Genomic DNA, 21,256 nt, shown 5'->3' on the forward strand with positions numbered 1-21,256 from the left:
AGAGGTGCGGTCTCAGGGTTGAGCGACCCTACGGTACAAATCCTGACTATAAATTCCGCTGTTGCCTTGCGCATAACCAGCCAAATCACGTTTAATCAGATAACGGTTATAGTATTGGAACAGCGGCAAGACCACCTGCTCGTCATTCGCCATTTTCTCTATTTCAGCATAGCGCTGTTGCCGCTTCGGTTCGGTCATATCGCCAAGGCTTTGCTGTAGCCCTTCGTCCAATCGAGCGTCGGAGAATCCCGTTTTATTATTGCGGCTTTGGCTATGCAGAATATTCAAAAATGCCGACGGGTCGTGGTAATCGGCGCACCAGCCGGCACGAATCAAGTCAAAATCACCTGCCGCCCGTTTTTCCAACAACTGCTGACGGCTTAAGGCTTCTCCTTGAATGTGAATCAAATCCGATTGTGACAACATTCGAATAATCTTTTCGGCGATTTGCGGATGCACGCCCTGCTGTTCGTAACTTAAGCGTAAACGCAATGGGTTTTGGCTGTTGATACCGGCTTGTGCCAGCAGCCGTTCAACAATAATCGGCGTCCAGCCTTCTTCACTTTCCTGCCCCTGCATTTGACGCGGTAAAAATTTGGCATTGGCACGCACCTGCGGCATATCGGCGACAATTTCCGGCAACGAAATCATACCGGCAATCGCTTTGCGTACCGCACTTTGCTTTAATTGCGGATGGCGAAAATTAAATTCATAATAATAATTGCATAATGACGGTAACGACAGCAGCTGCATATCCGCCGAATCCGCCGTAAGTGCGGTAGCCTCGAATGGAAGCGGCACAAGATCAAGTCCGTCCGGCAAACTCGGATCCGATTCAGCATTTTCCGCCAACGCAAGATAGCTGACATGGCGAAACGAAACGCCGTCGGCATGCCAATAGAACGGATTTTTTTCCAATAGCAACGATTGCTCATTGCCGTAAAGGAGACGATAAGCGCCGTTCGTTACTGCCGTGCCGTTATCTTCGCCCTGATAAAGCGGCGAGAGTGCAATATGGCTCAACATCTGCGGCAGATAAGGAACCGCCTGCGATAAACTCAGCTGTAAGGTTTTATCATCCAGCGCTTTAATGCCGAGCATTTCAACACCGACACGCTTATCCAACACCTCGTCCACATTTTCCAACGCCATAAAGCGCAAATATTCGCTCAGCGGATTTTGATTCCCCTGCACTGCCAAGGCATACCAGCTTTGCACGAAATCCTGTGCCGTTAACGGTTCGCCGTTCGACCAACTTAAGCCCGCTCGCAAATGAAATGTCCAAATTTTATTATCCTGCTGCTGCCAAGATTCCGCTGCGCCGCCTTGCACAATGCCGTGCTTATCGATGCGCACTAAGCCTTCGTACAAATCCTGCAACAGCGGTAACTGCCGTTCATCATGCAAATGTTGCGGCTGCAGATTAAAAGAAGCGCCAATCAACCCGCGTTTTAACAGTTGGCGGTTTTCATCACTTTTCGGCTGGGTTTGCGGCGTTGTCTCCTCTGTTTTACGCCCGGAAAGCGATGCCCACCAATCACAACCGCTCAGGAACAGCAGCAGTAACAGCGCCGAATAGCGCCACAACCGTTTTAACGGGGTAAGCTGCGCCATCATCAATGTACCAACCCCGGAAACAGATTGCCGATTCCGGCGGCGGCAACCTCAATTCCCAATGCCATTAAAATCACGCCCATAATACGGGTCACCACGTTACTGCCGGTGGTGCCGAGTGTTTTTACCACAAACGGCGCCGACCGGAACAGAAAATAGCACAGTAGCGCAAACACTAAAATCGCCACGGTAAATCCGATAAAATCAAGCCAGGTAGGATAACGGGACGCCCAAACGATGGTCGAGCTGATCGTGCCGGGCCCGGCCATAATCGGCATCGCAAGCGGCACAACGGCAATATTGCCGTAATCGGACAAATCGGTACTTTTTTCTTCTTTATTTTGTTTCTGTTCGCCCAGTTTACCGCTGATCATGCTCATTGCGATCGACACGATCAGAATACCGCCGGCAATGCGGAAAGCATTTAGAGAAATGTTAAACAGATTGAGAATGATTTGCCCCAAATACAGGCTGGTCAGCAGAATCACCGCAACCGCAATACACATCTGCAAATTGGTTTTATTGCGTTGCGCTTCGTATTGATTGGAGGTCATGCCGACAAAAATCGGCAATACGCCGAAAGGATTCACCACGGCCACTAAACCGATAAAAAACTGAATATAAATCGAATAATTAAAATCCGGCACAGTACGTTTGTCCTTTTTTCAATAGCGCTTTTTTCAATAGCGCACACTGGTGTGGCTATTATGCCATATCAAGCGAAAAACCGATCACTTAAAATCAACCTAATTGATTCAGCAGAACGCTGTAACCGATAGCAAGCGAATGATCGTCTTCTTTGATTAACGTAGCCGAACACACGGCATTTAACAACCAGCGTTGCGCCGTACCGCGTGCCGGCTGTTGCCAGGCGATGTCGGGGGCAAAAACCTGCGTTTCGCCGGTGCCTGCAGTATAGGTATATACGATCGCCGTCACATATTCGCTTTGCCGACAGTTATAAATATTCAAATTGGAATAGATGTTGTTTTGATCGCTGGAACCTAACGTCGCAATGCGCAGATGGCGGAATTTTCCCAATCCGATCCGCACTTTTCCCAAACGCACGTTATAGTCGTCAATGTACAGATAGGCATTGGGATTCACACTATCCACATCGTCCAACGCGATCGGTGACTGCTGCTCGACAGCAATACTCTCGGCATCAATCTGATTGAGCCGTTGTCTGGCGCTCTGCAAACGAGCCAAGTTCTCCTGTTCAACCCGATTGCCGTTAGCCGCACTAAGCACATATGAAATTTTAATCACCTTTTCGGTATTGCCGCCCACCCGTACAACCGGATGAGCAGTTGTCGCATTATTCCATTTTGTTATCCCGCCGGTCTGGCAGGCGGTGACGAACAGAGATACTGTTACAGCCAACAGAATTTTAATCCAATGCATTTTTTCTTAGACCACTATTATTTATTCGAATTTTATTCAGGTTTGTTGATAGCAAAAAATTCACGCAACGCAACCATCACCTTAAGTTCGCACCATTCTATAAGCAAACCCCCGAATGCCGAAAGACTTTTTTCAGCCCGTTCGCAATTAAAACCGATTTCTTGCCGACAGCCGCAATTAAAATTACCTGATCCCCCGCAGGTTTGGTAGAATTAGCTCTATTTTTTAACCTTGAACTGAGATAATAGAAGTTGATATGGCGACTACCTCGAATTACCAAGCTGACGATATTACCGTTCTGAAAGATCTGGAGCCGGTGCAACTGCGTCCGGGCATGTACACCGACACCACCCGTCCCAATCATCTGGGACAGGAAGTGATTGACAACAGCGTCGATGAAGCCCTCGCCGGCCATGCGAGCAAGATCGATGTCATATTACATGACGATCAATCATTGGAAGTGATTGATAACGGACGCGGTATGCCGGTGGATATTCACCCGATCGAAAAAATCTCCGGTGTCGAGCTGATTCTCACCAAACTGCACGCCGGCGGCAAATTTTCCAATAAGAACTACCAGTTTTCCGGCGGTTTGCACGGGGTTGGCATTTCCGTGGTCAATGCGTTGTCCGATCGAGTGGAAGTCACCGTCAAGCGCAACGGCGAAATCTACAAAATCGTGTTTGCCAACGGTAAAAAAATTGAAGATTTACAGGTAATCGGCAGCTGCGGACGGCGCAACACCGGCACCACGGTGCGTTTTTGGCCAAACCCGAAATATTTTGACTCCGCCAAATTTTCTGTACAACGCTTGAGCCATTTATTGCGCGCCAAAGCCGTTCTCTGCCCGAAACTGGAAATTTCGTTTCTTGATAAAATCAACGGCACGCAACAAACTTGGTGCTATCAGGACGGTTTGTCCGATTATTTGCAAGAAAGCGTACAAGGCTTCGACACCATTCCCGACACCCCGTTTGTCGGTCAATTCAATGCTGAAACCGAAACCGTGACGTGGGCATTGATGTGGCTGCCGGACGGCGGTGAATTATTGGGCGAAAGCTATGTCAATCTGATCCCCACACCGCAAGGCGGCACACACGTCAACGGCCTGCGCCAAGGACTGCTCGATGCCATGCGTGAATTTTGCGAGTTCCGCAATTTATTACCGCGCGGCGTCAAACTGACTGCCGATGACATTTGGGAACGCTGCGCTTATGTGCTGTCACTCAAGATGCAGGATCCCCAATTCGCCGGACAAACCAAAGAGCGGTTATCCTCCCGCCAAAGTGCGGTTTTTGTCGCCGGAACGGTCAAAGATGCGTTCAGTTTATGGTTGAATCAAAACGTGCAACAAGCCGAATTACTGGCGGAAATGGCCATTAATTCGGCACAACGCCGCCTGCGTGCCGCCAAAAAAGTAGTGCGCAAGAAACTGGTCAGCGGCCCCGCCCTGCCCGGCAAACTGGCGGATTGCAGCAGTCAGGATTTGAACAAGACTGAATTGTTTTTGGTTGAAGGGGATTCTGCCGGCGGCTCCGCCAAACAAGCGCGCGATCGCGAATTTCAGGCAATTCTGCCGTTGCGCGGCAAAATTCTAAATACGTGGGAAGTCTCTTCCGATCAAGTACTCGGCTCACAAGAGATCCACGATATTGCCGTTGCGCTGGGAATCGATCCCGACAGCGACGATCTGTCTCAGCTGCGCTACGGTAAAATCTGTATTCTGGCCGATGCCGACTCGGACGGCCTGCATATCGCCACCTTGTTATGCGCGCTGTTCCTGCGCCATTTCCCGAAACTGGTACGCCAAGGGCATGTGTATGTCGCCATGCCGCCGCTTTACCGCATTGATTTAGGCAAAGAGGTGTTTTATGCACTGGACGAAGGCGAAAAAGACGGCGTTCTCGACCGCCTGAAAGGCAAACGCGGCAAACCTAACGTGCAGCGCTTTAAAGGCTTGGGCGAAATGAATCCGCTGCAATTGCGCGAAACCACCATGGATCCGAACACTCGCCGCCTGGTGCAACTGACTTACGAACTACCGGACGAGCAAAACAAAAATCAGGCGCAAAGTGCGGTCAACGGCATAAATGAAACGCTGGAATTAATGGATATGCTGTTGGCGAAAAAACGTTCGGAAGATCGCAAAAGCTGGCTACAAAATAACGGCAATCAGGCCGATCTCACCGTCTGAGTGTGATGAATAAAGGATAAAAAAGTCATGAGTGAAGAGATTAACTACGAAGGCGTCGAGCAAATGCCGCTGCGGCATTTTACCGAAAAAGCCTATCTAAACTATTCTATGTACGTCATCATGGATCGCGCCCTGCCGTTTATCGGTGACGGCCTGAAACCGGTGCAGCGGCGAATTATTTACGCCATGTCGGAACTGGGGCTGAATGCTTCCGCCAAATATAAAAAATCCGCCCGTACCGTCGGCGATGTATTGGGGAAATTCCACCCGCACGGCGACAGCGCTTGCTATGAAGCAATGGTGTTGATGGCACAGCCGTTTTCCTACCGTTATCCGCTGGTTGACGGTCAAGGCAACTGGGGGGCGGCGGACGATCCGAAATCCTTTGCCGCAATGCGTTACACCGAATCACGGCTGTCGAAAATTGCCGAAATGCTGCTGTCCGAATTGGGGCAAGGCACGGTCGATTATCAACCGAACTTTGACGGTACATTAGAAGAGCCGCAATACCTGCCGGCTCGCCTGCCGCATATCTTACTCAACGGCACAACAGGCATTGCCGTCGGCATGGCAACAGACATTCCGCCGCACAACATCAATGAAGTCGCCGATGCCGCCGTGTTATTGTTGGATAATCCGAATACCACGCTAGATCAGCTGCTGGAAATCGTGCAAGGTCCCGATTTCCCGACTGAAGCGGAAATTATCACGCCGAAAGACGATATTGCCAAGATTTATCAAACCGGACGAGGCTCCATCAAAATGCGGGCGATCTGGAAAAAAGAAGACGGTGAAATTATCGTGACCGCACTTCCGCACCAAACCTCCGGTTCAAAAGTGATCGAACAGATTGCAGCGCAAATGCGCAATAAAAAACTGCCGATGGTGGACGATCTGCGTGATGAATCCGATCATGAAAATCCGACCCGTATCGTGATTGTCCCACGCTCGAACCGAGTTGATGCCGAACCGTTGATGGATCATCTGTTCGCCACCACCGATCTGGAAAAAAGCTACCGCGTCAATATGAATATGATCGGGCTGGATCAAAAACCGGCGGTAAAAAACCTGCACCAAATTTTAACCGAATGGCTGACCTTCCGCCGCACCACCGTTACCCGCCGCCTGCAATATCGGCTGAATAAGGTGTTGGCACGTCTGCATATTTTGGACGGTTTAATGATCGCTTATCTCAATATTGACGAAGTAATCGAGATTATCCGCAACGAAGACGAACCAAGAGCGGTATTGATGCAGCGTTTCAATCTAAGCCAGACTCAGGCCGATGCGATTCTGGATTTGAAATTGCGCCATTTGGCAAAACTGGAAGAGGTCAAAATTCAAGCGGAACAAGACGAGTTGGCGCAAGAACGTGATCAATTACAGCTAATTTTAGGTTCGGAACGCCGCCTGAATACATTGATTAAAAAAGAAATTCAACAGGACGCCAAAACTTACACCAGCCCACGCCGCTCACCGATTGTCGAACGTGCCGAAGCCAAAGCGATTTCCGAAAGCGAGATGCTGCCGGCAGAACCGGTTACGGTAATCCTATCGGAAATGGGCTGGGTGCGCTGCGCCAAGGGACACGATATCGATGCGCAAGGTTTGAATTACAAAAGCGGTGATAAATACCTGCAACACGCCTACGGCAAAAGTAATCAGGCTGCGGTATTTATCGACAGCAGCGGACGCAGCTATGCGCTTGATCCGCTCACCTTGCCGTCCGCCCGCTCACAGGGCGAGCCGCTGACCGGCAAACTCAGCCTGCCGAACGGTGCTGTGATTGAGCAATTGGTGATGGACAAAGAAGAACAAGCCTATCTGATGGCATCGGATTCCGGCTATGGCTTCGTGTGTAAATTTGAGGATTTGGTATCGCGCAACAAAGCGGGTAAAGCGCTCATCAGCCTGACCGAAAATGCCAAAGTCTTGCCGCCGCAAGCGGTATTCGACGACAACATGTTACTGGTCGCTATTTCCTCTATCGGCAAAATGCTGATTTTTCCGGTTGCCGAGCTACCGAGCCTGTCGAAAGGGAAAGGCAATAAGATTATCGCTATTCCGTCCGCCAATGCCAAAGCACGTGAGGAATTGCTGAGCCGAATCCTGCTGATCAACGCGGAAAACAGCCTGATTTTCCACGCCGGACGCCGCAAAATCACCTTAAAACCGGAAGATCTGGAAAAATTCAGGGGCGAACGCGGCAGACGCGGCGGGCAACTGCCTCGTGGTTTGCACAGCGGGGTTGAGATTGAAGTGGTGTAATGCGGATTAACCGCACTTTCGAACACGAAAAAAACCTTGTATCAAATGATACAAGGTTTTTTAACAATTTCAGTAGAACTAACGGTTAATTCTTCTGAATCCAATGATCCATGTCGGTTTTCAGATTTTCCGATTTAGTACCGAAAATCGCCTGAATACCACTGCCGACCACGACGACACCGGCCGCACCCAACTCTTTCAAACGGGCTTGATCGACTTTACCAACATCGTTTACACCGATACGCAGACGGGTGATACAGGCATCCAAACCTTTGATATTTTCTTTGCCGCCAAACGCCGCAACCAGATTCGCCGCCATCTCATCGCCGGATGAAGCGCCTGCAACGGCGGTATTTTCACTCTCGTCTTCACGTCCCGGGGTTTTCAGATTCAACGCTTTGATCACCACGGTAAAGACGGTGAAGTAAATCGCAGCATAGATTGCACCGACAACCGGGAACAACCATAGCTTTTGTGAATTGGCGGACAATACCGTGAAATCAATGAAGCCGTGTGAAAAGGTCATACCATGCACCATACCCAGCGTATTGGTTACCACATAAGCGGAACCTGCCAGCAAGGCGTGGATAACATACAGAATCGGCGCCACGAACATGAAAGAGAACTCTAACGGCTCGGTGATTCCGGTCAGGAATGAGGTCAATGCCGCTGAAATCATGATCCCGCCGACACGGGCACGATTTTCCGGTTTTGCCGCACGCCAAATCGCAATTGCCGCAGCCGGCAAACCGAACATTTTGAACATATAACCGCCTGCCAATTGCCCGAAATACCCCATTTCGGCAGTACGCGATGCTTCGGTTGCAGACAGGAAGCAGGTTACCACACCGTGTTGTGTCACACCACTGGCATCAACACAAGTTCCGGCTTGAAAGAAAAACGGTACGTTCCAGATATGATGCAGGCCGAACGGGATTAAGCTGCGCTCAACCACGCCGTAAATGCCGAATGCCAATGCCGGATTTTGCTCTGCCGCCCAGTGGGAGAAGCTATCGATTAAGCTGCCGATCGGCGGCCAAACCAAAGACAACACCACGCCTAGTACGATAGCTAACGATCCGGTAACAATCGGTACAAAACGTTTTCCGGCGAAAAAGCCCAAATAGGCCGGGAGCTGAATACGGTAGAAACGGTTAAACGCCCATGCGGCGACCGCACCGACCAGAATACCGCCCAAGACCCCGGTTTCAATATTCTCGACACCGACTATCGGCGCCATGACTTTTAACGTCGCCACCATGATACCGTAGCCGACCACGGAAGCCATTGCGGCCACACCGTCATTGTTGGTGAAGCCCAGAGCCACCCCGATAGCGAACAGCAGTGCCATTTGGCCGAAAACCGAACCACCGGCCTGTTCCAACAAATTGGAAACCACCTCCGGCATCCAGCTGAAATGCGCCGCACCGATCCCTAATAAAATCCCTGCAATCGGCAATACCGACACAGGCAACATTAACGATTTACCGATCTTTTGAGCAGCGGCAAACAGATTACTTGACATGATAACTCCTGATAGATTTCTTCTTTTGATGAGAGACGGGTTTAATTACCGGTCGTCCCCGCACTACGCCCGACAGATAACAACTACAGCGTAAGTGGTGCGAACTATAAACGATTCAGCCGCAAAGTACCAACCACTTTTGATAACTAAAACGCTAAAATAAAAGCTAGATCACATTTTTTTAAATAAAAAAAATAAATCGGCAAGCGAAAACCGAGTTATGCGATAAAACGGTTGAAGATCTTTTCAATATTGACTTGAAGTACCGATTTACCGGCGATGTCTTCATTCTGCCAACTGCGCAGTAAAATGTCGGCATTAAACTGCGCCCGAAACTGCTCCGCCGCCGGTTGGTAGCTGAGATGCCACGGTTCACGCCCGACACCGGCTGTTGATGCGGCTTGAAATGGCAAGGTGAAATCAAATTGCGTTATGTTTTCAACCAACCACTGCGACAGATCATAAAAATAGCCCTGCGCTTCATACTCCCACGGTTCCAGTTGTAAAGAGTGTCCCTGCGGTAAACGCGTGGGATCATAAATATCGATTTCCGTGCCCCAATGGTGACGACTGGCGCCCGGCAATGCCGACCAACGTAAAATCGCCGCGCATTTTTGCCAATCGTCAAGACCGCTCAAATCGAGCGGATTGCCATGATCGTCATGCACTTTACGTTGACAACGAAATTTGGCATTCCAGATCTGTTGCTGACGTGAAAAGTCACGAAAACTACTGGCAGGCTGCAAATCGAACCCGGCGCCGACCGCACTTTGCCGAAGTGCGGTAAAGGCATTTAAGGTATCGGCTTGTAATTTATGATGGGCGGCATACGGAGAAGGCAACGGCAACAAATGCGCCTCACTTTTGCCGGTCAACATCGGTTCACTGAGTTTACTCTTCTCCATTCGGCTTTATCCCAACACGTTTTGCAATAATTGGCGATGCACCAGTCCCAAGCGGTATAAGGCATCGCAACCGACACATTCGTCCACTTTATGAATGGTGGCGTTCAACGGCCCCAGTTCGACCACTTCGGTGCCCATTTGCGCAATAAAACGCCCGTCCGACGTGCCGCCGCCGGTATCCAGTTGCGGCGTAATCGCCAGATGTTGTTCGACCGCACTTTTCACCGCTTGAATAAATTCACCTTGCGGCGTAACAAACGGCAGCCCGGAGAGATTCCATTCAATTCGGTATCGGCATTGATGTTTCTCTAATAACGCCGCCACGGTTTGTTTGATCGACTGTTCGCTGACTTCGGTGGAAAAACGCAAATTAAACTGTACATACAACTCCCCCGGAATCACGTTGTTACTGCCGGTTCCGGCCTGAATATTGGCAATTTGCAAACTGGTGGGCGGGAAAAAGTCATTGCCGCGATCCCATTGGTATCGCACCAGCTCGTCCAGCATCGGCAGAGCATTATGCACCGGATTATCCGCCAAGTGCGGATAGGCGACATGCCCCTGAGTACCTTCAATATACAGATTCGCCGTAATCGAACCCCGTCGCCCGTTTTTGATCATATCGCCCAATCGAACCGCACTTGACGGCTCGCCGACCATACAGAAATCCACTTTTTCACCACGTGCAGTTAAGGTTTCCACCACTCGCACCGTGCCGTCTTTTGCCGCCGCTTCTTCGTCCGACGTGATCAAAAAAGCGATACTGCCGCGGTGATTCGGGTTGGCTTGCACATAGTGTTCCGCCGCAATCACCATTGCCGCCAACGATCCTTTCATATCCGCCGCACCGCGCCCGTACAGCATATCGCCAACAATTTCAGCCGCAAACGGCGGATATTGCCAGTGTTTTTCTTCGCCGACCGGCACTACATCGGTATGTCCGGCAAAAGCGATGCACGGACTTTCCGTGCCGCGTCTCGCCCATAAATTCAACGTGTCGTTAAACGGCAACCATTCAAGTTGGAAACCGCACTTTTCCAGCCGTTCGGCGATCAGCCGCTGGCAGCCCAAATCCTGCGGGCTGATAGAGGGACGGCGGATTAACTCCTGCGCTAAGGCAATAATATGTTCTTTCATGCGACCGCTCTTTTAATGATTTTAATGACCGAAAACATCGCCATATATTTTGGCATTAAAGCCGATTAACGGTTTACTGCCGCCCAATACAATCGGACGCTTAATCAAGGTCGGCTGCGCCAGCAAGACTTCAAGTGCGGTCTGTTGATCCAGATTTTGCTTAATAGCATCGTCCAGATTGCGCCACGTGGTGCTGCGTTTGTTCACCAGTTCCTGCCAACCGAACAGCTGTTCTACCCGTTGCAGATAAGCCTGATCAATGCCGTCTACGCGGTAATCGTGCAAGTTGGCCTGCACGTCGTTGTCCGCCAGCCATTGCAGGGCTTTTTTCACCGTATCGCAGTTTTTGATGCCGTAAACCGTAACCATTATTGCCCCCACACCTCTTCGCTGACTTCACGAATAAAATTCAGCTTATCCCATTGCTGTTGTTCGCTCAGAATATTGCCCTCTTCAGTAGAGGCAAAGCCGCATTGCGGGCTTAATCCCAGCTGATTGATGTCGACATACTGCGCCGCTTCTTTGATTCGTTCGATAATCGTGGCTTTGTCTTCCAGCTCACCGCTCTTTGAGGTCACCAGACCGAGAATAACCTGCTGATCTTTGATAAAACGCAACGGTTTGAAATCGCCGGAACGATCGTTATCGTATTCCAAAAAGAAACCGTCCACATTGCAATGCCCGAATAAAATCTCCGCCACCGGTTCATAACCGCCGGACGAAAACCAAGTCGAGCGGAAGTTGCCGCGACAAATGTGCATGGTAATCGCCATATCTTCAGGGCGATCGGCAATCGCATCATTGATCATTTTCACATAATCCCGTCCGATTTGATCAACATCGAAACCGCGCTCGGCATAAGCGGCACGTTTTTCCGTCGAACAAAACTCGCCCCAACTAGTATCGTCCAGCTGCAAATTACGGCAACCCAACGCATAAAACGCCCGAATCACCTTTTTATAAGCGGCGGAAATATCCGCCAATAATTGTTGATTATTGTCTTGATAACGGGCAATCGGCTGATAATCGGTGGCTCGCACACAGCAAATCAGGTGCAGCATACTCGGAGACGGAATGGTATATTTCACCGGAAAATCACCGGCAATCCGTTGCAACGCCTGATAATGCTGTAGAAACGGATGTGCGGAAAAATCCACTTTATCGACAATTTTCAATGTTTTCGGACGCACGTCTTTGTCTTTAAACTGTACGGAAAATTTTTCCGCTTCGACCTCCTGCACACCGTCCAACGCTGCCAGAAAATCCATGTGCCAGAACGTGCGACGAAATTCGCCGTCGGTGACTGCGTGCAAACCGACCGCTTTTTGCCGTTCAACCAATTTAGCGATTTCCGCATCTTCAATAATACTCAGTTCCGCATGGCTGATATCACCGCAACTGCACTGCGCACGGGCTTGTTTTAAATTTTCCGGGCGTAAAAAGCTGCCGACAATGTCATAACGAAAAGGCGCTTTGCTACGCTGCACAGCATGTTCAAAAAGTTTGCTCATCATCTCTTCCTGTCTGTTTTCTGATTAAACCTAAAAAAATATCGCAAAATAATAACAAATTCAGGCGTATTTTGCAGGTTTGTTTATATAAAAACGCCTTATTCAAATGAACAAGGCGTTCAAGCGTAAATCCTGATCAAGCTGCGGTTGAAAAAATAACGACCGCACTTTGCTTGATTTTCTATATTAAACCGGAGCGACCGGCTGTACGATTTCACTCGGATAGCAGCCGAGCACCTTGAGATAGGTGCTGACTTGTTTTAATTCGTCAAGTGCGGTTTGGGTTCGCGGATCGTGGATATTGGCTTCGATTTCCAGATAGAACATCTCTTCCCACGGGCGGCCGTAAATCGGGCGGGACTCCAGTTTACTCATTTGAATATGGTGGTTTTTAAACACCAACAACGCGTCCACTAAAGCCCCGGCTTTCTGCTCCGTACTCATTAACAGTAGGGTTTTGGTTTGGAGTTGCGCTGAAACGACAATCGCTTTTCCGGCAATGACGATAAAGCGGGTGATATTGTTCGCCTGATTGGCGATGTCGGTTTTCAGCACGCGCAAACCGTATAACTTGCCGCCGTCGGCATTGCCCAAAGCCGCCATATTCGGTTTATTGAGCTGTGAAACCAATTGCATGGCATGTGAGCTGCTTTCGCAATAATGAATATGTACCTTTTCCAGCCGCTGAATAAATTGGCTGCATTGAGTAATCACCTGCGGGTGGCTGTATAGGGTGTCGATTTGCTCAAGTGCGGTTTCTCCGGCGACCAACACACAATGCCGAATCGGATAAGTCAGCTCACCGACAATCGACAATTCGGTGTGCTGCAACAAGTCGTAAACATCATTAATGGCGCCGGAGGTAGTATTTTCCAACGGCAAAATGCCGTAATCCGCTTCGCCGTTTTCCACTTTAGCGAAAATTTGCTGGAAACTGTCGCAGCTCAATTCAACCAATTGTTTTTTATAGCGTTCGGCATACTGACGTGCCGCCAGATTGGAATAGGAACCGCGCACGCCGAGAAAAGCAATGCTGATGCTGTTTTCACGCTGTTCGTTCAGTTTGTTCTGGAGATAGGCTTGTTGGGTCAGTACCGAATCTTCAATGACTTTTTGAAAAATTTGGGTGATATATTGCGGCTCAAGCTGATAGTTTTGCGCCTCGGCAAAATGAATCAGCTCCTGCAATAACTGTTGTTCACGCCCGACATCACGCAACGGTTTTTTGCTTTCTTCCTTGCTGCGCACCACATCGTATGCCAAACGATGACGTTCGGATAACAATTTCAGCAGGCTGCGATCCAGTTGGGTAATTTGTTGGCGGATCTCGTTCAAATCTTTCGGCATAACGTTTTCGCTTCCTCGTTTCTTTTTCGTTATTCTATGTAGTAAACCGATTTTTCACAAGTTTCGTCATTGAAAAGCCGAAAAAAACCCGACATCTCGTCGGGTTGAAAATCGGCTTAGATAGCGGTTATTCGTCGACAAAAGAATCTTTTAAGCGCTCGTTCGCACGCCGTGCTTCGCCTTTATGCTGTAATTTATTCAGTTGACGCTCCAGCTTTTCTTCCAGATCGTTAATAGTTTTGTACATATCTTCGCCTTCGGCACTGGCAAATAAATCGCCGATCGGTGTGCCGATTGACGCTTCAGCGGCAAAACCTTGAGGTGTTTTGTTCAAAATAAAGTGCGGATTAATCAGTTGGGTTTGCCATTTTTCCAGTTTGGCGACACGTTCTTCAACATGAGCGCGAATTGCAGGGGTAATTTCCATTTGTTTGCTTGTAATTTTTACTGTCATAGTATTTTACCTCTTTATTTTAGGTAGGTTGCCGAGTGCCGGCACTCAAGAAAAATCCGTTTAGCTTTAGTTACAACATAGTCCTACTGCTGAGAGATTTCAAGCTCTTTTCTTTGATCTATAACACAATTTAATAAAAAATAGGCATCGGACGAAAAATGGAGGAATTTCCCTTTTATTTTGAATGAAAGTTGTTATGATAATCGGGATTGCCATTCTGTCTCAGCCCGTAACGCCGCCATTTTTTTATCCTTAAATTCTTTTTTCACGCCGCATTTTGCTTTCGATATAGCTACAACTCGGCCGTACTTGATAGCCTTTTTGATCAACAAATGCGATAAACGCCCGATACAGTTCATCGGCTATTCCTTGACCGCGCAGACGTGAATCAACAAAGGTGTGATGGGCATCAAGCCGGTTATCGCCTAAAGTGCGGTATGTCAATTCGGCGATACGTGAGCCGTTTTGTTCGATAAAAAATGCACCCTGTTCTGAATTATGTTGATGTTGAATTTGCATTGCGCCGCTCCTTTAATGCTTTACCCAATCTTCCCCGCCGCCGACAGCGCTGTCAATGGCAAAATCCGCCGTATCCGACGGAATACTTTTTTCTTCGTTCGCCCATTCGCCTAAATCGATCAGTTGGCAACGTTTGCTGCAAAACGGGCGGTACGGGCTGTTTTCGCTCCATTCGACCGATTTATGGCAAATCGGACAAGGAACGTTGGTGATTTCATTGTTTTTTACATTCTTTTTCATGTTGTTTTCCTGCTGCCGAATAACATTGGTGCAATTTTTCCACTTGTCGCCGTAAATCGGCTTCCGCCTCATCTAAAGTGCGGTCATTATTGATCACATCATCGGCTTTTGCCAACCGCTGTTCACGGCCGGCTTGCGCCAGCATGATTTTTTTAATCTGTTGCTCATTGTTTTTATCACGCCGAACCGCTCTTTGCAGCTGGGTTGATTCGCTCACATCCACCACCAAAACCCGATGGCAATATTCGGTGAGGTTATTTTCAATCAGCAATGGTACAACCCACAGCACATAAAGTGCGGTTTGTTGTTGTAGTTGCTGCAACATTCGTTCGCGAATTGCCGGGTGCAACAATTGATTCAGCCACTCGGTTTTGCTTTTGTCGCCGAACACCAACCGGCGTAATGCGGTGCGATCCAGTTCACCGCTCGCCGTCAAAACCTGTCGTCCGAAATAATCGACAATTTTTGCTAACAGCGGCGAACCTTTCGCCACCACTTCTCTGGCGACAATATCCGCATCAATAATCGGCACGCCCCGCTCGGCAAACATCGCCGCAATAGTACTTTTTCCGCTACCGATGCCGCCGGTTAAGCCCACGATATAGGTCATTTTTTAACTTTTTCCACCTTGCAAAAGGGCGGATATATAATCCGCCCGATTTTGTTTTATCACCGTTATTTATGCTATTACAATGCTTTCAAAATATCGTCCACACGCTCTTTGGCATCGCCGAACAACATTTGGGTGTTGTCTTTGAAGAACAGTGGATTTTGCACGCCTGCGTAACCGACCGCCATCGAGCGTTTGAATACGATGACGTTTTGTGCTTTCCACACTTCCAACACCGGCATACCGGCAATCGGACTGTTTGGATCGTCCAATGCCGCCGGATTGACGGTGTCGTTAGCGCCGATGACCAATACCACATCGGTTTCCGGGAAATCTTCGTTGATTTCATCCATTTCCAACACAATATCGTAAGGCACTTTGGCTTCCGCCAACAGCACGTTCATATGCCCCGGCAAACGCCCTGCAACAGGGTGAATCCCGAAACGGACATTAACGCCTTTTTCCCGCAATTTTTGCGTAATTTCTGCGACCGGATATTGCGCCTGCGCCACCGCCATGCCGTATCCCGGGGTGATGATCACCGAGCCGGCATTTTTCAGCATTTCCGCCACCTCTTCAGCATTGGTTTCACGGTGTTCGCCTTGCTCTTCATCGGAACTCGCTTGTACGTCATTACCAAAACCACCGGCAATCACGCTGATGAAAGAGCGGTTCATCGCTTTACACATGATATAGGACAGAATCGCACCGGAAGAGCCGACCAACGCACCGGTTACGATTAACAAGTCGTTGTTCAACATGAAACCCGCCGCCGCTGCCGCCCAGCCCGAATAGGAGTTCAGCATAGAGACCACCACCGGCATATCCGCACCGCCGATTGACGCCACCAAATGCCAGCCGAATGCCAAGGCAATAATGGTCATTAAAATTAACGGGAACAAACTTGCATCACCGACAAAGGTGATCATCAGCAATACCGAAACCACTACTGCCGCCAAATTCAGCTTATGACGATGCGGCAATGCCAACGCTTTGGAATTAATGATCCCGCGCAATTTGCCGAATGCCACGATAGAACCGGTGAACGTTACCGCTCCGATAAAGATACCTAAAAAGACTTCGACATCGTGAATATTCTGCATCACGGAATCGGTGATGCCGTGCGGTGCGAAATAGCTGTTGAAACCGACTAACACCGCCGCCAAACCGACGAAGCTGTGTAGAATCGCCACCAATTCAGGCATTTCGGTCATTTCGACTTTCAGCGCACGTTGAATCCCCAACACCGCACCGATCACCATGGCAATGATAATCCACCAGTGACCATGTGTTTCCGGGCCGAAAATAGTTGCCACCAACGCAATCGCCATCCCGACGATCCCGTACCAACAACCTGCTTTTGCCGTTTCATGTTTAGAAAGGCCCGCCAAACTCATAATAAACAGTAGCGCAGCTACAATATAAGCGGCTTGTACAAAACCTGCTGACATTCTTTTCTCCTTAACCTTTTCTAAACATCGCCAACATACGTTGGGTTACTTTAAAACCACCGAAAATATTGATGCTCGCCACCAAAATCGCGATAAAAGACAGGAATGTTACCACGCCGTTTCCATGCCCGATTTGCAGTAGGGCGCCGACGATAATAATCCCCGAAATCGCATTGGTTACCGCCATCAACGGCGTATGCAGCGCATGGCTGACATTCCACACCACATAGTAACCGACCACGCAAGCCAGTACGAATACGGTGAAGTGTGACAAAAATGCCGCCGGCGCCACCGAAGCAATCCATAAGAAGACCACCGCTACCGCCGCCATAATGCCGTATTTCACCGCAGGATTGACCGGTTTTTCTTCTTTTTTCGCCGCCGGTGCCGCCGGCGCTTTTTGTTGTGGTTGTGCCGACACTTGAATCGGCGGTGCCGGCCAAGTGACTTCACCGTCACGAATGATGGTCACGCCGCGCAAAATCACGTCATCGAAATCAATATTGATGTTACCGTCTTTTTCTTTACACAACAGTTTCAGTAAATTGACCAAGTTAGTGCCGTAAAGCTGTGAAGACTGGGTCGGCAATCGACTCGGCAAATCGGTATAACCGATAATTTTGACCTGATTATCGGTTACCACGACTTCGCCGGCTTTGGTCAACTCACAGTTGCCGCCGGTTGCCGCCGCCAAATCGACAATCACGCTGCCCGGTTTCATGCTTTCGACCATCTCTTTGGTGATCAAGCGCGGAGCCGGTTTGCCGGGGATAAGTGCGGTCGTGATGATAATATCAACCTCTTTCGCTTGCTCGGCATACAATGCCAATGCACGACGGTTAAATTCATCGGACATGACTTTGGCATAACCGTCGCCGCTGCCGCCTTCTTCTTTAAAATCAATTTCTAAGAACGAAGCGCCCATACTTTGCACTTGTTCTTTCACTTCGGGACGGGAGTCGAAAGCTCGCACGATCGCACCCAAGCTGTTTGCCGCACCGATTGCCGCCAACCCCGCCACACCGGCGCCGATCACCAACACTTTTGCCGGCGGTACTTTGCCGGCTGCGGTAATTTGTCCGGTGAAGAAACTGCCGAACTCATGGGCGGCTTCAACCACCGCACGATAACCGGCAATGTTCGCCATTGAACTTAACGCATCAAGCGATTGTGCGCGAGAAATACGCGGAACGGATTCCATACCCAATACATTGATTTTTTTCTCGGATAATTTTTTGACTAAATCCGGATTTTGAGCAGGCCAAATAAAGCTGACTAAAGTTGCGCCCTCTTTAATTTGGGCAATCTCCGCCTCAGTCGGCGCATTGACTTTAAAAATAATGTCAGAATTCCAAACCTCATTTGCCGTGCTAACCGTTGCTCCGGCTTCGGTAAAGGCGGCATCTTCAAAACTGGCTTTAAAACCGGCATCACGTTCCACGACAACCTCAAACCCTAGCTTTAAAATCTGCTGTACGGTTTTCGGTGTTGCCGCTACCCGACTTTCATTGTCGAGCAGTTCTCTAGGTACACCAATTCGCATAATCGTTTACTTCCTTAATTGGCTGGTTAACAACAGCTTGAATACCGACGGTATTCAACCCAAAAAGCGCAGACTGACTCCAATCTTTGCTGAAATTCCTGTGTCGGCGATAATACCAACAACAAAAATCAAATCGGTTTAACTTTATCACTTATTGTTACGAAATGGGGAAAATTTTTGCAAAAAATCTGTCGGTTTGATATTAAATATGCTATTAAAATCATTCCAACCACGCATCAATAACATCTTATGCAATTACCTCTGTTACAATCCGCTGTTTTGCTCCGCCGCTACAAACGTTTTTTATCCGATATTGAACTACCGAACGGCGAAATTATCACCATTCATTGTGCTAACACCGGCGCAATGACCGGCTGCGGCGAGGCTGGCGATACGGTTTGGTATTCCACTTCCGATAATCTAAAACGTAAATATCCGCATTCTTGGGAGCTGACCGAAAAACCGAACGGCGATTTAGTGTGTGTGAATACGATTCGGGCGAATCAAGTAGTACAAGAAGCGTTGCAGCAGCAGCGAATAGCCGAATTAGCCGACTACCAAACGATTTTGCCGGAAGTCAAATACGGCGCGGAAAACAGCCGGATTGATTTTCTGCTGCAACAAACCGCACTTGCGGACTGCTATGTCGAAGTGAAATCCACTACGTTGATGGAAAGTGCGGTCGGCATGTTTCCCGATGCCAAAACCGAGCGCGGTCAAAAGCATTTGCGCGAATTAATGCAAATAAAACGGCAAGGCAAACACGCTGTGATTTTTTTCGCTGCGCTACACAGCGGCATTCAGGCTTTCCGCGTTGCCGGACAAATTGATCCGACATATGCCGATTTACTACGACAAGCGCAACAATGCGGAGTGCAAGTGCTGAGTTATGCTTGTGTTTTCCATAAAGAACAGGGTGTTCCCAGCGCACTTGAGCTGACACACCGAATTCCGCTCATCGATAAGTAAAGAAATGTAATTTCACTTCCCAATATTAATGATAACAATTATCATTAATAACACTAGATAACTCGAATAAATCTAGATAATCACTCCAACATTTCATGCCTCTCCCCACAAGAGGCTTTTTTTTGCCTGAAATTCGGCACAGTGCCGACATCGCGCTATTCACCGATTAAAGACGGCTTGATTAAAATATCCCCGATAAGCGCTTTCTATTTGATTTTTTATGCTTATAATAATTCGCTTATTGTTTTATTCAAAATAACCATAGCCGAGAAAATTATGACAGACCTAAACACCACCCTCGCCGAACTGAAACGCGGCGTTGAAGAAGTGCTTTCCGAAGCCGATTTGATTGAAAAACTGAAAGAGAACCGCCCGCTAAAAGTGAAACTGGGCGCAGATCCGACGGCGCCGGACATTCACTTGGGGCACACTGTCGTTTTAAACAAATTACGCCAATTTCAACAATTAGGGCATGAAGTTTATTTTCTGATCGGTGATTTCACCGGCATGGTCGGCGATCCGTCCGGCAAAAACAGCACTCGCCCGCCACTGACTCGTGAAGACGTGCTGGCGAATGCGGAAACCTATAAACAGCAAATTTTCAAAATTTTAGATCCACAAAAAACTAAAATCGTATTTAACTCCGACTGGTTGGGTAAATTGGGCACGGAAGGCATGATTCGCCTCGCTTCCAATTACACCGTGGCGCGAATGTTGGAACGTGACGATTTTAAAAAACGGTTTGCCGGCAATCAACCGATTGCTATTCATGAATTTATCTATCCGCTGTTGCAAGGGTACGATTCCGTTGCATTGGAAGCCGATGTAGAATTGGGCGGAACAGACCAAAAATTTAATTTATTGGTCGGACGTGAATTGCAAAAATCTACCGGACAAAAACCTCAAGTCGCCATGACCCTGCCGTTATTGGAAGGATTGGACGGCGAGAAAAAAATGTCTAAATCACTGGGCAACTATATCGGCATCAGTGAAGCCCCGGACGACATGTTCGGCAAAGTGATGTCGATTTCCGATGACTTAATGTGGCGTTGGTATGACCTGCTATCTTTCCGTCCGTTAAGCGAAATTACCGACTTAAAAACCGACGTACAAAACGGTCGTAATCCGCGTGATGTAAAAGTACTGCTGGCAAAAGAGATTATCGCCCGTTTCCACAGCGAAGCCGATGCTGATGCTGCCGAGCAAACGTTCATCAACCGCTTCCAAAAAGGTGCGATGCCGGACAACATGCCTGAATTTGAATTTTCGGGCGAAATCGGCTTGGCGAATTTATTGAAAGACGCCGGTTTGGTCGCCTCCACTTCGGAAGCCAACCGCATGGTACAACAAGGCGGGGTGAAAATTAACGGCGAAAAAGTCGAAGACGCTAAATTGGTTATCACTGCTTCAAGTGCGGTTTACCAAGTCGGCAAACGCAAATTTGCCCGAGTAACCGTCAAATAACGTTTTACTTTCCGACGGCAATAGACCGCACTCTTGTCTGTTGCCGCCTGTTTTCGGCGCCGTTTGAGCATAAAATTTCCCCGTTTTAACCCGCTCGTCCC

General features: G+C 48.7%; 19 protein-coding genes. 4 read left to right on the top strand and 15 right to left on the bottom strand.

What is annotated here, in order from left to right; all coding sequences use genetic code 11:
* Nucleotides 1-12: 12 nt before the first annotated feature.
* The 3 genes from OA57_RS09445 to OA57_RS09455 all read right to left on the bottom strand — a co-directional run bounded on the left by OA57_RS09445 (nt 13) and on the right by OA57_RS09455 (nt 3,018).
* Nucleotides 13-1,617, bottom strand: a complete 1,605-nt coding sequence (locus OA57_RS09445; protein ID WP_052122460.1) for a peptide ABC transporter substrate-binding protein — start codon at nt 1,615-1,617, stop codon at nt 13-15.
* Complete coding sequence (locus OA57_RS09450; RefSeq protein ID WP_034616839.1) at nt 1,617-2,261, bottom strand: YchE family NAAT transporter; 645 nt, start codon at nt 2,259-2,261, stop codon at nt 1,617-1,619. Before OA57_RS09450 ends, OA57_RS09445 begins: the two co-directional genes overlap by 1 nt.
* 94 nt (nt 2,262-2,355) lie before the next feature.
* The gene (locus OA57_RS09455) at nt 2,356-3,018 is read right to left on the bottom strand and encodes a hypothetical protein (protein WP_034616842.1); all 663 of its coding nucleotides are present in this window, start codon (nt 3,016-3,018) and stop codon (nt 2,356-2,358) included.
* Between the two features lie 256 nt (nt 3,019-3,274).
* Here OA57_RS09455 and parE point away from each other — a divergent pair, with 256 nt between their 5' ends.
* Nucleotides 3,275-5,212: a DNA topoisomerase IV subunit B gene (gene parE / locus OA57_RS09465; protein WP_034616849.1), complete on the top strand. Its 1,938-nt coding sequence runs from the start codon at nt 3,275-3,277 to the stop codon at nt 5,210-5,212.
* Between the two features lie 27 nt (nt 5,213-5,239).
* Entirely contained in the window at nt 5,240-7,480 is a 2,241-nt protein-coding gene (gene parC / locus OA57_RS09470) for a DNA topoisomerase IV subunit A (RefSeq protein WP_034616852.1), read from the top strand.
* An 85-nt stretch (nt 7,481-7,565) separates the two neighbouring features.
* Here parC and ptsG read toward each other — a convergent pair whose 3' ends face one another.
* From ptsG to pntA, 12 genes are all read right to left on the bottom strand, one after another.
* Nucleotides 7,566-9,005: a PTS glucose transporter subunit IIBC gene (gene ptsG / locus OA57_RS09475; protein WP_034616855.1), complete on the bottom strand. Its 1,440-nt coding sequence runs from the start codon at nt 9,003-9,005 to the stop codon at nt 7,566-7,568.
* Between the two features lie 218 nt (nt 9,006-9,223).
* Nucleotides 9,224-9,910 (bottom strand): M15 family metallopeptidase, encoded by a 687-nt coding sequence (locus OA57_RS09480; RefSeq protein ID WP_034616858.1) that lies wholly within the window; start codon nt 9,908-9,910, stop codon nt 9,224-9,226.
* A 6-nt stretch (nt 9,911-9,916) separates the two neighbouring features.
* A complete protein-coding gene (gene dapE / locus OA57_RS09485; protein WP_034616860.1) occupies nt 9,917-11,047 on the bottom strand; it encodes a succinyl-diaminopimelate desuccinylase in 1,131 nt (376 codons plus the stop codon).
* 21 nt (nt 11,048-11,068) lie between these two features.
* The gene (locus OA57_RS09490; RefSeq protein ID WP_034616863.1) at nt 11,069-11,416 is read right to left on the bottom strand and encodes an ArsC family reductase; all 348 of its coding nucleotides are present in this window, start codon (nt 11,414-11,416) and stop codon (nt 11,069-11,071) included.
* Nucleotides 11,416-12,558: a 5-methyltetrahydropteroyltriglutamate--homocysteine S-methyltransferase gene (locus tag OA57_RS09495; protein ID WP_034616865.1), complete on the bottom strand. Its 1,143-nt coding sequence runs from the start codon at nt 12,556-12,558 to the stop codon at nt 11,416-11,418. Before OA57_RS09495 ends, OA57_RS09490 begins: the two co-directional genes overlap by 1 nt.
* Before the next feature lie 186 nt (nt 12,559-12,744).
* Entirely contained in the window at nt 12,745-13,905 is a 1,161-nt protein-coding gene (locus OA57_RS09500) for a chorismate mutase (RefSeq protein WP_034616868.1), read from the bottom strand.
* A gap of 127 nt (nt 13,906-14,032) precedes the next feature.
* Nucleotides 14,033-14,359 carry a ribosome-associated translation inhibitor RaiA gene (gene raiA / locus OA57_RS09505; RefSeq protein WP_034616871.1) on the bottom strand — a complete coding sequence of 109 codons (327 nt, stop codon included), beginning with the start codon at nt 14,357-14,359 and terminating at the stop codon, nt 14,033-14,035.
* 252 nt (nt 14,360-14,611) lie between these two features.
* Nucleotides 14,612-14,878, bottom strand: a complete 267-nt coding sequence (locus OA57_RS09510; RefSeq protein ID WP_034616874.1) for a GNAT family N-acetyltransferase — start codon at nt 14,876-14,878, stop codon at nt 14,612-14,614.
* A gap of 12 nt (nt 14,879-14,890) precedes the next feature.
* Nucleotides 14,891-15,118 carry a DNA gyrase inhibitor YacG gene (yacG, locus tag OA57_RS09515; protein WP_034616877.1) on the bottom strand — a complete coding sequence of 76 codons (228 nt, stop codon included), beginning with the start codon at nt 15,116-15,118 and terminating at the stop codon, nt 14,891-14,893.
* Nucleotides 15,093-15,728, bottom strand: coding sequence for a dephospho-CoA kinase (gene coaE, locus OA57_RS09520; RefSeq protein WP_034616880.1), 636 nt, complete (start codon nt 15,726-15,728; stop codon nt 15,093-15,095). Before coaE ends, yacG begins: the two co-directional genes overlap by 26 nt.
* Nucleotides 15,729-15,805: 77 nt before the next feature.
* Nucleotides 15,806-17,179: a Re/Si-specific NAD(P)(+) transhydrogenase subunit beta gene (gene pntB / locus OA57_RS09525; RefSeq protein ID WP_034616882.1), complete on the bottom strand. Its 1,374-nt coding sequence runs from the start codon at nt 17,177-17,179 to the stop codon at nt 15,806-15,808.
* A gap of 10 nt (nt 17,180-17,189) precedes the next feature.
* Nucleotides 17,190-18,722 (bottom strand): Re/Si-specific NAD(P)(+) transhydrogenase subunit alpha, encoded by a 1,533-nt coding sequence (gene pntA / locus OA57_RS09530; protein WP_034616885.1) that lies wholly within the window; start codon nt 18,720-18,722, stop codon nt 17,190-17,192.
* A 249-nt stretch (nt 18,723-18,971) separates the two neighbouring features.
* On the opposite strand from pntA, the gene sfsA reads away from it, so the two are divergent.
* Nucleotides 18,972-19,691 carry a DNA/RNA nuclease SfsA gene (sfsA, locus tag OA57_RS09535; protein ID WP_034616888.1) on the top strand — a complete coding sequence of 240 codons (720 nt, stop codon included), beginning with the start codon at nt 18,972-18,974 and terminating at the stop codon, nt 19,689-19,691.
* Between the two features lie 276 nt (nt 19,692-19,967).
* Nucleotides 19,968-21,155, top strand: a complete 1,188-nt coding sequence (gene tyrS, locus OA57_RS09540; RefSeq protein ID WP_034617170.1) for a tyrosine--tRNA ligase — start codon at nt 19,968-19,970, stop codon at nt 21,153-21,155.
* The last annotated feature ends 101 nt before the right edge of the window (nt 21,156-21,256 follow it).

The sequence above is a fragment of the Chelonobacter oris genome (assembly GCF_000772535.1).
Classification (GTDB): domain Bacteria; phylum Pseudomonadota; class Gammaproteobacteria; order Enterobacterales; family Pasteurellaceae; genus Chelonobacter; species Chelonobacter oris.

What these genes read in the sequence shown, in the direction of transcription:
- OA57_RS09510 (WP_034616874.1), bottom strand. Translation starts at nt 14,878, where the DNA reads ATGCAAATTCAACATCAACATAATTCAGAACAGGGTGCATTTTTTATC.
- pntB (WP_034616882.1), bottom strand. Translation starts at nt 17,179, where the DNA reads ATGTCAGCAGGTTTTGTACAAGCCGCTTATATTGTAGCTGCGCTACTG.
- OA57_RS09490 (WP_034616863.1), bottom strand. Translation starts at nt 11,416, where the DNA reads ATGGTTACGGTTTACGGCATCAAAAACTGCGATACGGTGAAAAAAGCC.
- tyrS (WP_034617170.1), top strand. Translation starts at nt 19,968, where the DNA reads ATGACAGACCTAAACACCACCCTCGCCGAACTGAAACGCGGCGTTGAA.
- coaE (WP_034616880.1), bottom strand. Translation starts at nt 15,728, where the DNA reads ATGACCTATATCGTGGGCTTAACCGGCGGCATCGGTAGCGGAAAAAGT.
- ptsG (WP_034616855.1), bottom strand. Translation starts at nt 9,005, where the DNA reads ATGTCAAGTAATCTGTTTGCCGCTGCTCAAAAGATCGGTAAATCGTTA.
- raiA (WP_034616871.1), bottom strand. Translation starts at nt 14,359, where the DNA reads ATGACAGTAAAAATTACAAGCAAACAAATGGAAATTACCCCTGCAATT.
- parC (WP_034616852.1), top strand. Translation starts at nt 5,240, where the DNA reads ATGAGTGAAGAGATTAACTACGAAGGCGTCGAGCAAATGCCGCTGCGG.
- OA57_RS09445 (WP_052122460.1), bottom strand. Translation starts at nt 1,617, where the DNA reads ATGATGGCGCAGCTTACCCCGTTAAAACGGTTGTGGCGCTATTCGGCG.
- yacG (WP_034616877.1), bottom strand. Translation starts at nt 15,118, where the DNA reads ATGAAAAAGAATGTAAAAAACAATGAAATCACCAACGTTCCTTGTCCG.
- sfsA (WP_034616888.1), top strand. Translation starts at nt 18,972, where the DNA reads ATGCAATTACCTCTGTTACAATCCGCTGTTTTGCTCCGCCGCTACAAA.
- OA57_RS09480 (WP_034616858.1), bottom strand. Translation starts at nt 9,910, where the DNA reads ATGGAGAAGAGTAAACTCAGTGAACCGATGTTGACCGGCAAAAGTGAG.
- OA57_RS09455 (WP_034616842.1), bottom strand. Translation starts at nt 3,018, where the DNA reads ATGCATTGGATTAAAATTCTGTTGGCTGTAACAGTATCTCTGTTCGTC.
- OA57_RS09500 (WP_034616868.1), bottom strand. Translation starts at nt 13,905, where the DNA reads ATGCCGAAAGATTTGAACGAGATCCGCCAACAAATTACCCAACTGGAT.
- parE (WP_034616849.1), top strand. Translation starts at nt 3,275, where the DNA reads ATGGCGACTACCTCGAATTACCAAGCTGACGATATTACCGTTCTGAAA.
- dapE (WP_034616860.1), bottom strand. Translation starts at nt 11,047, where the DNA reads ATGAAAGAACATATTATTGCCTTAGCGCAGGAGTTAATCCGCCGTCCC.
- pntA (WP_034616885.1), bottom strand. Translation starts at nt 18,722, where the DNA reads ATGCGAATTGGTGTACCTAGAGAACTGCTCGACAATGAAAGTCGGGTA.
- OA57_RS09495 (WP_034616865.1), bottom strand. Translation starts at nt 12,558, where the DNA reads ATGAGCAAACTTTTTGAACATGCTGTGCAGCGTAGCAAAGCGCCTTTT.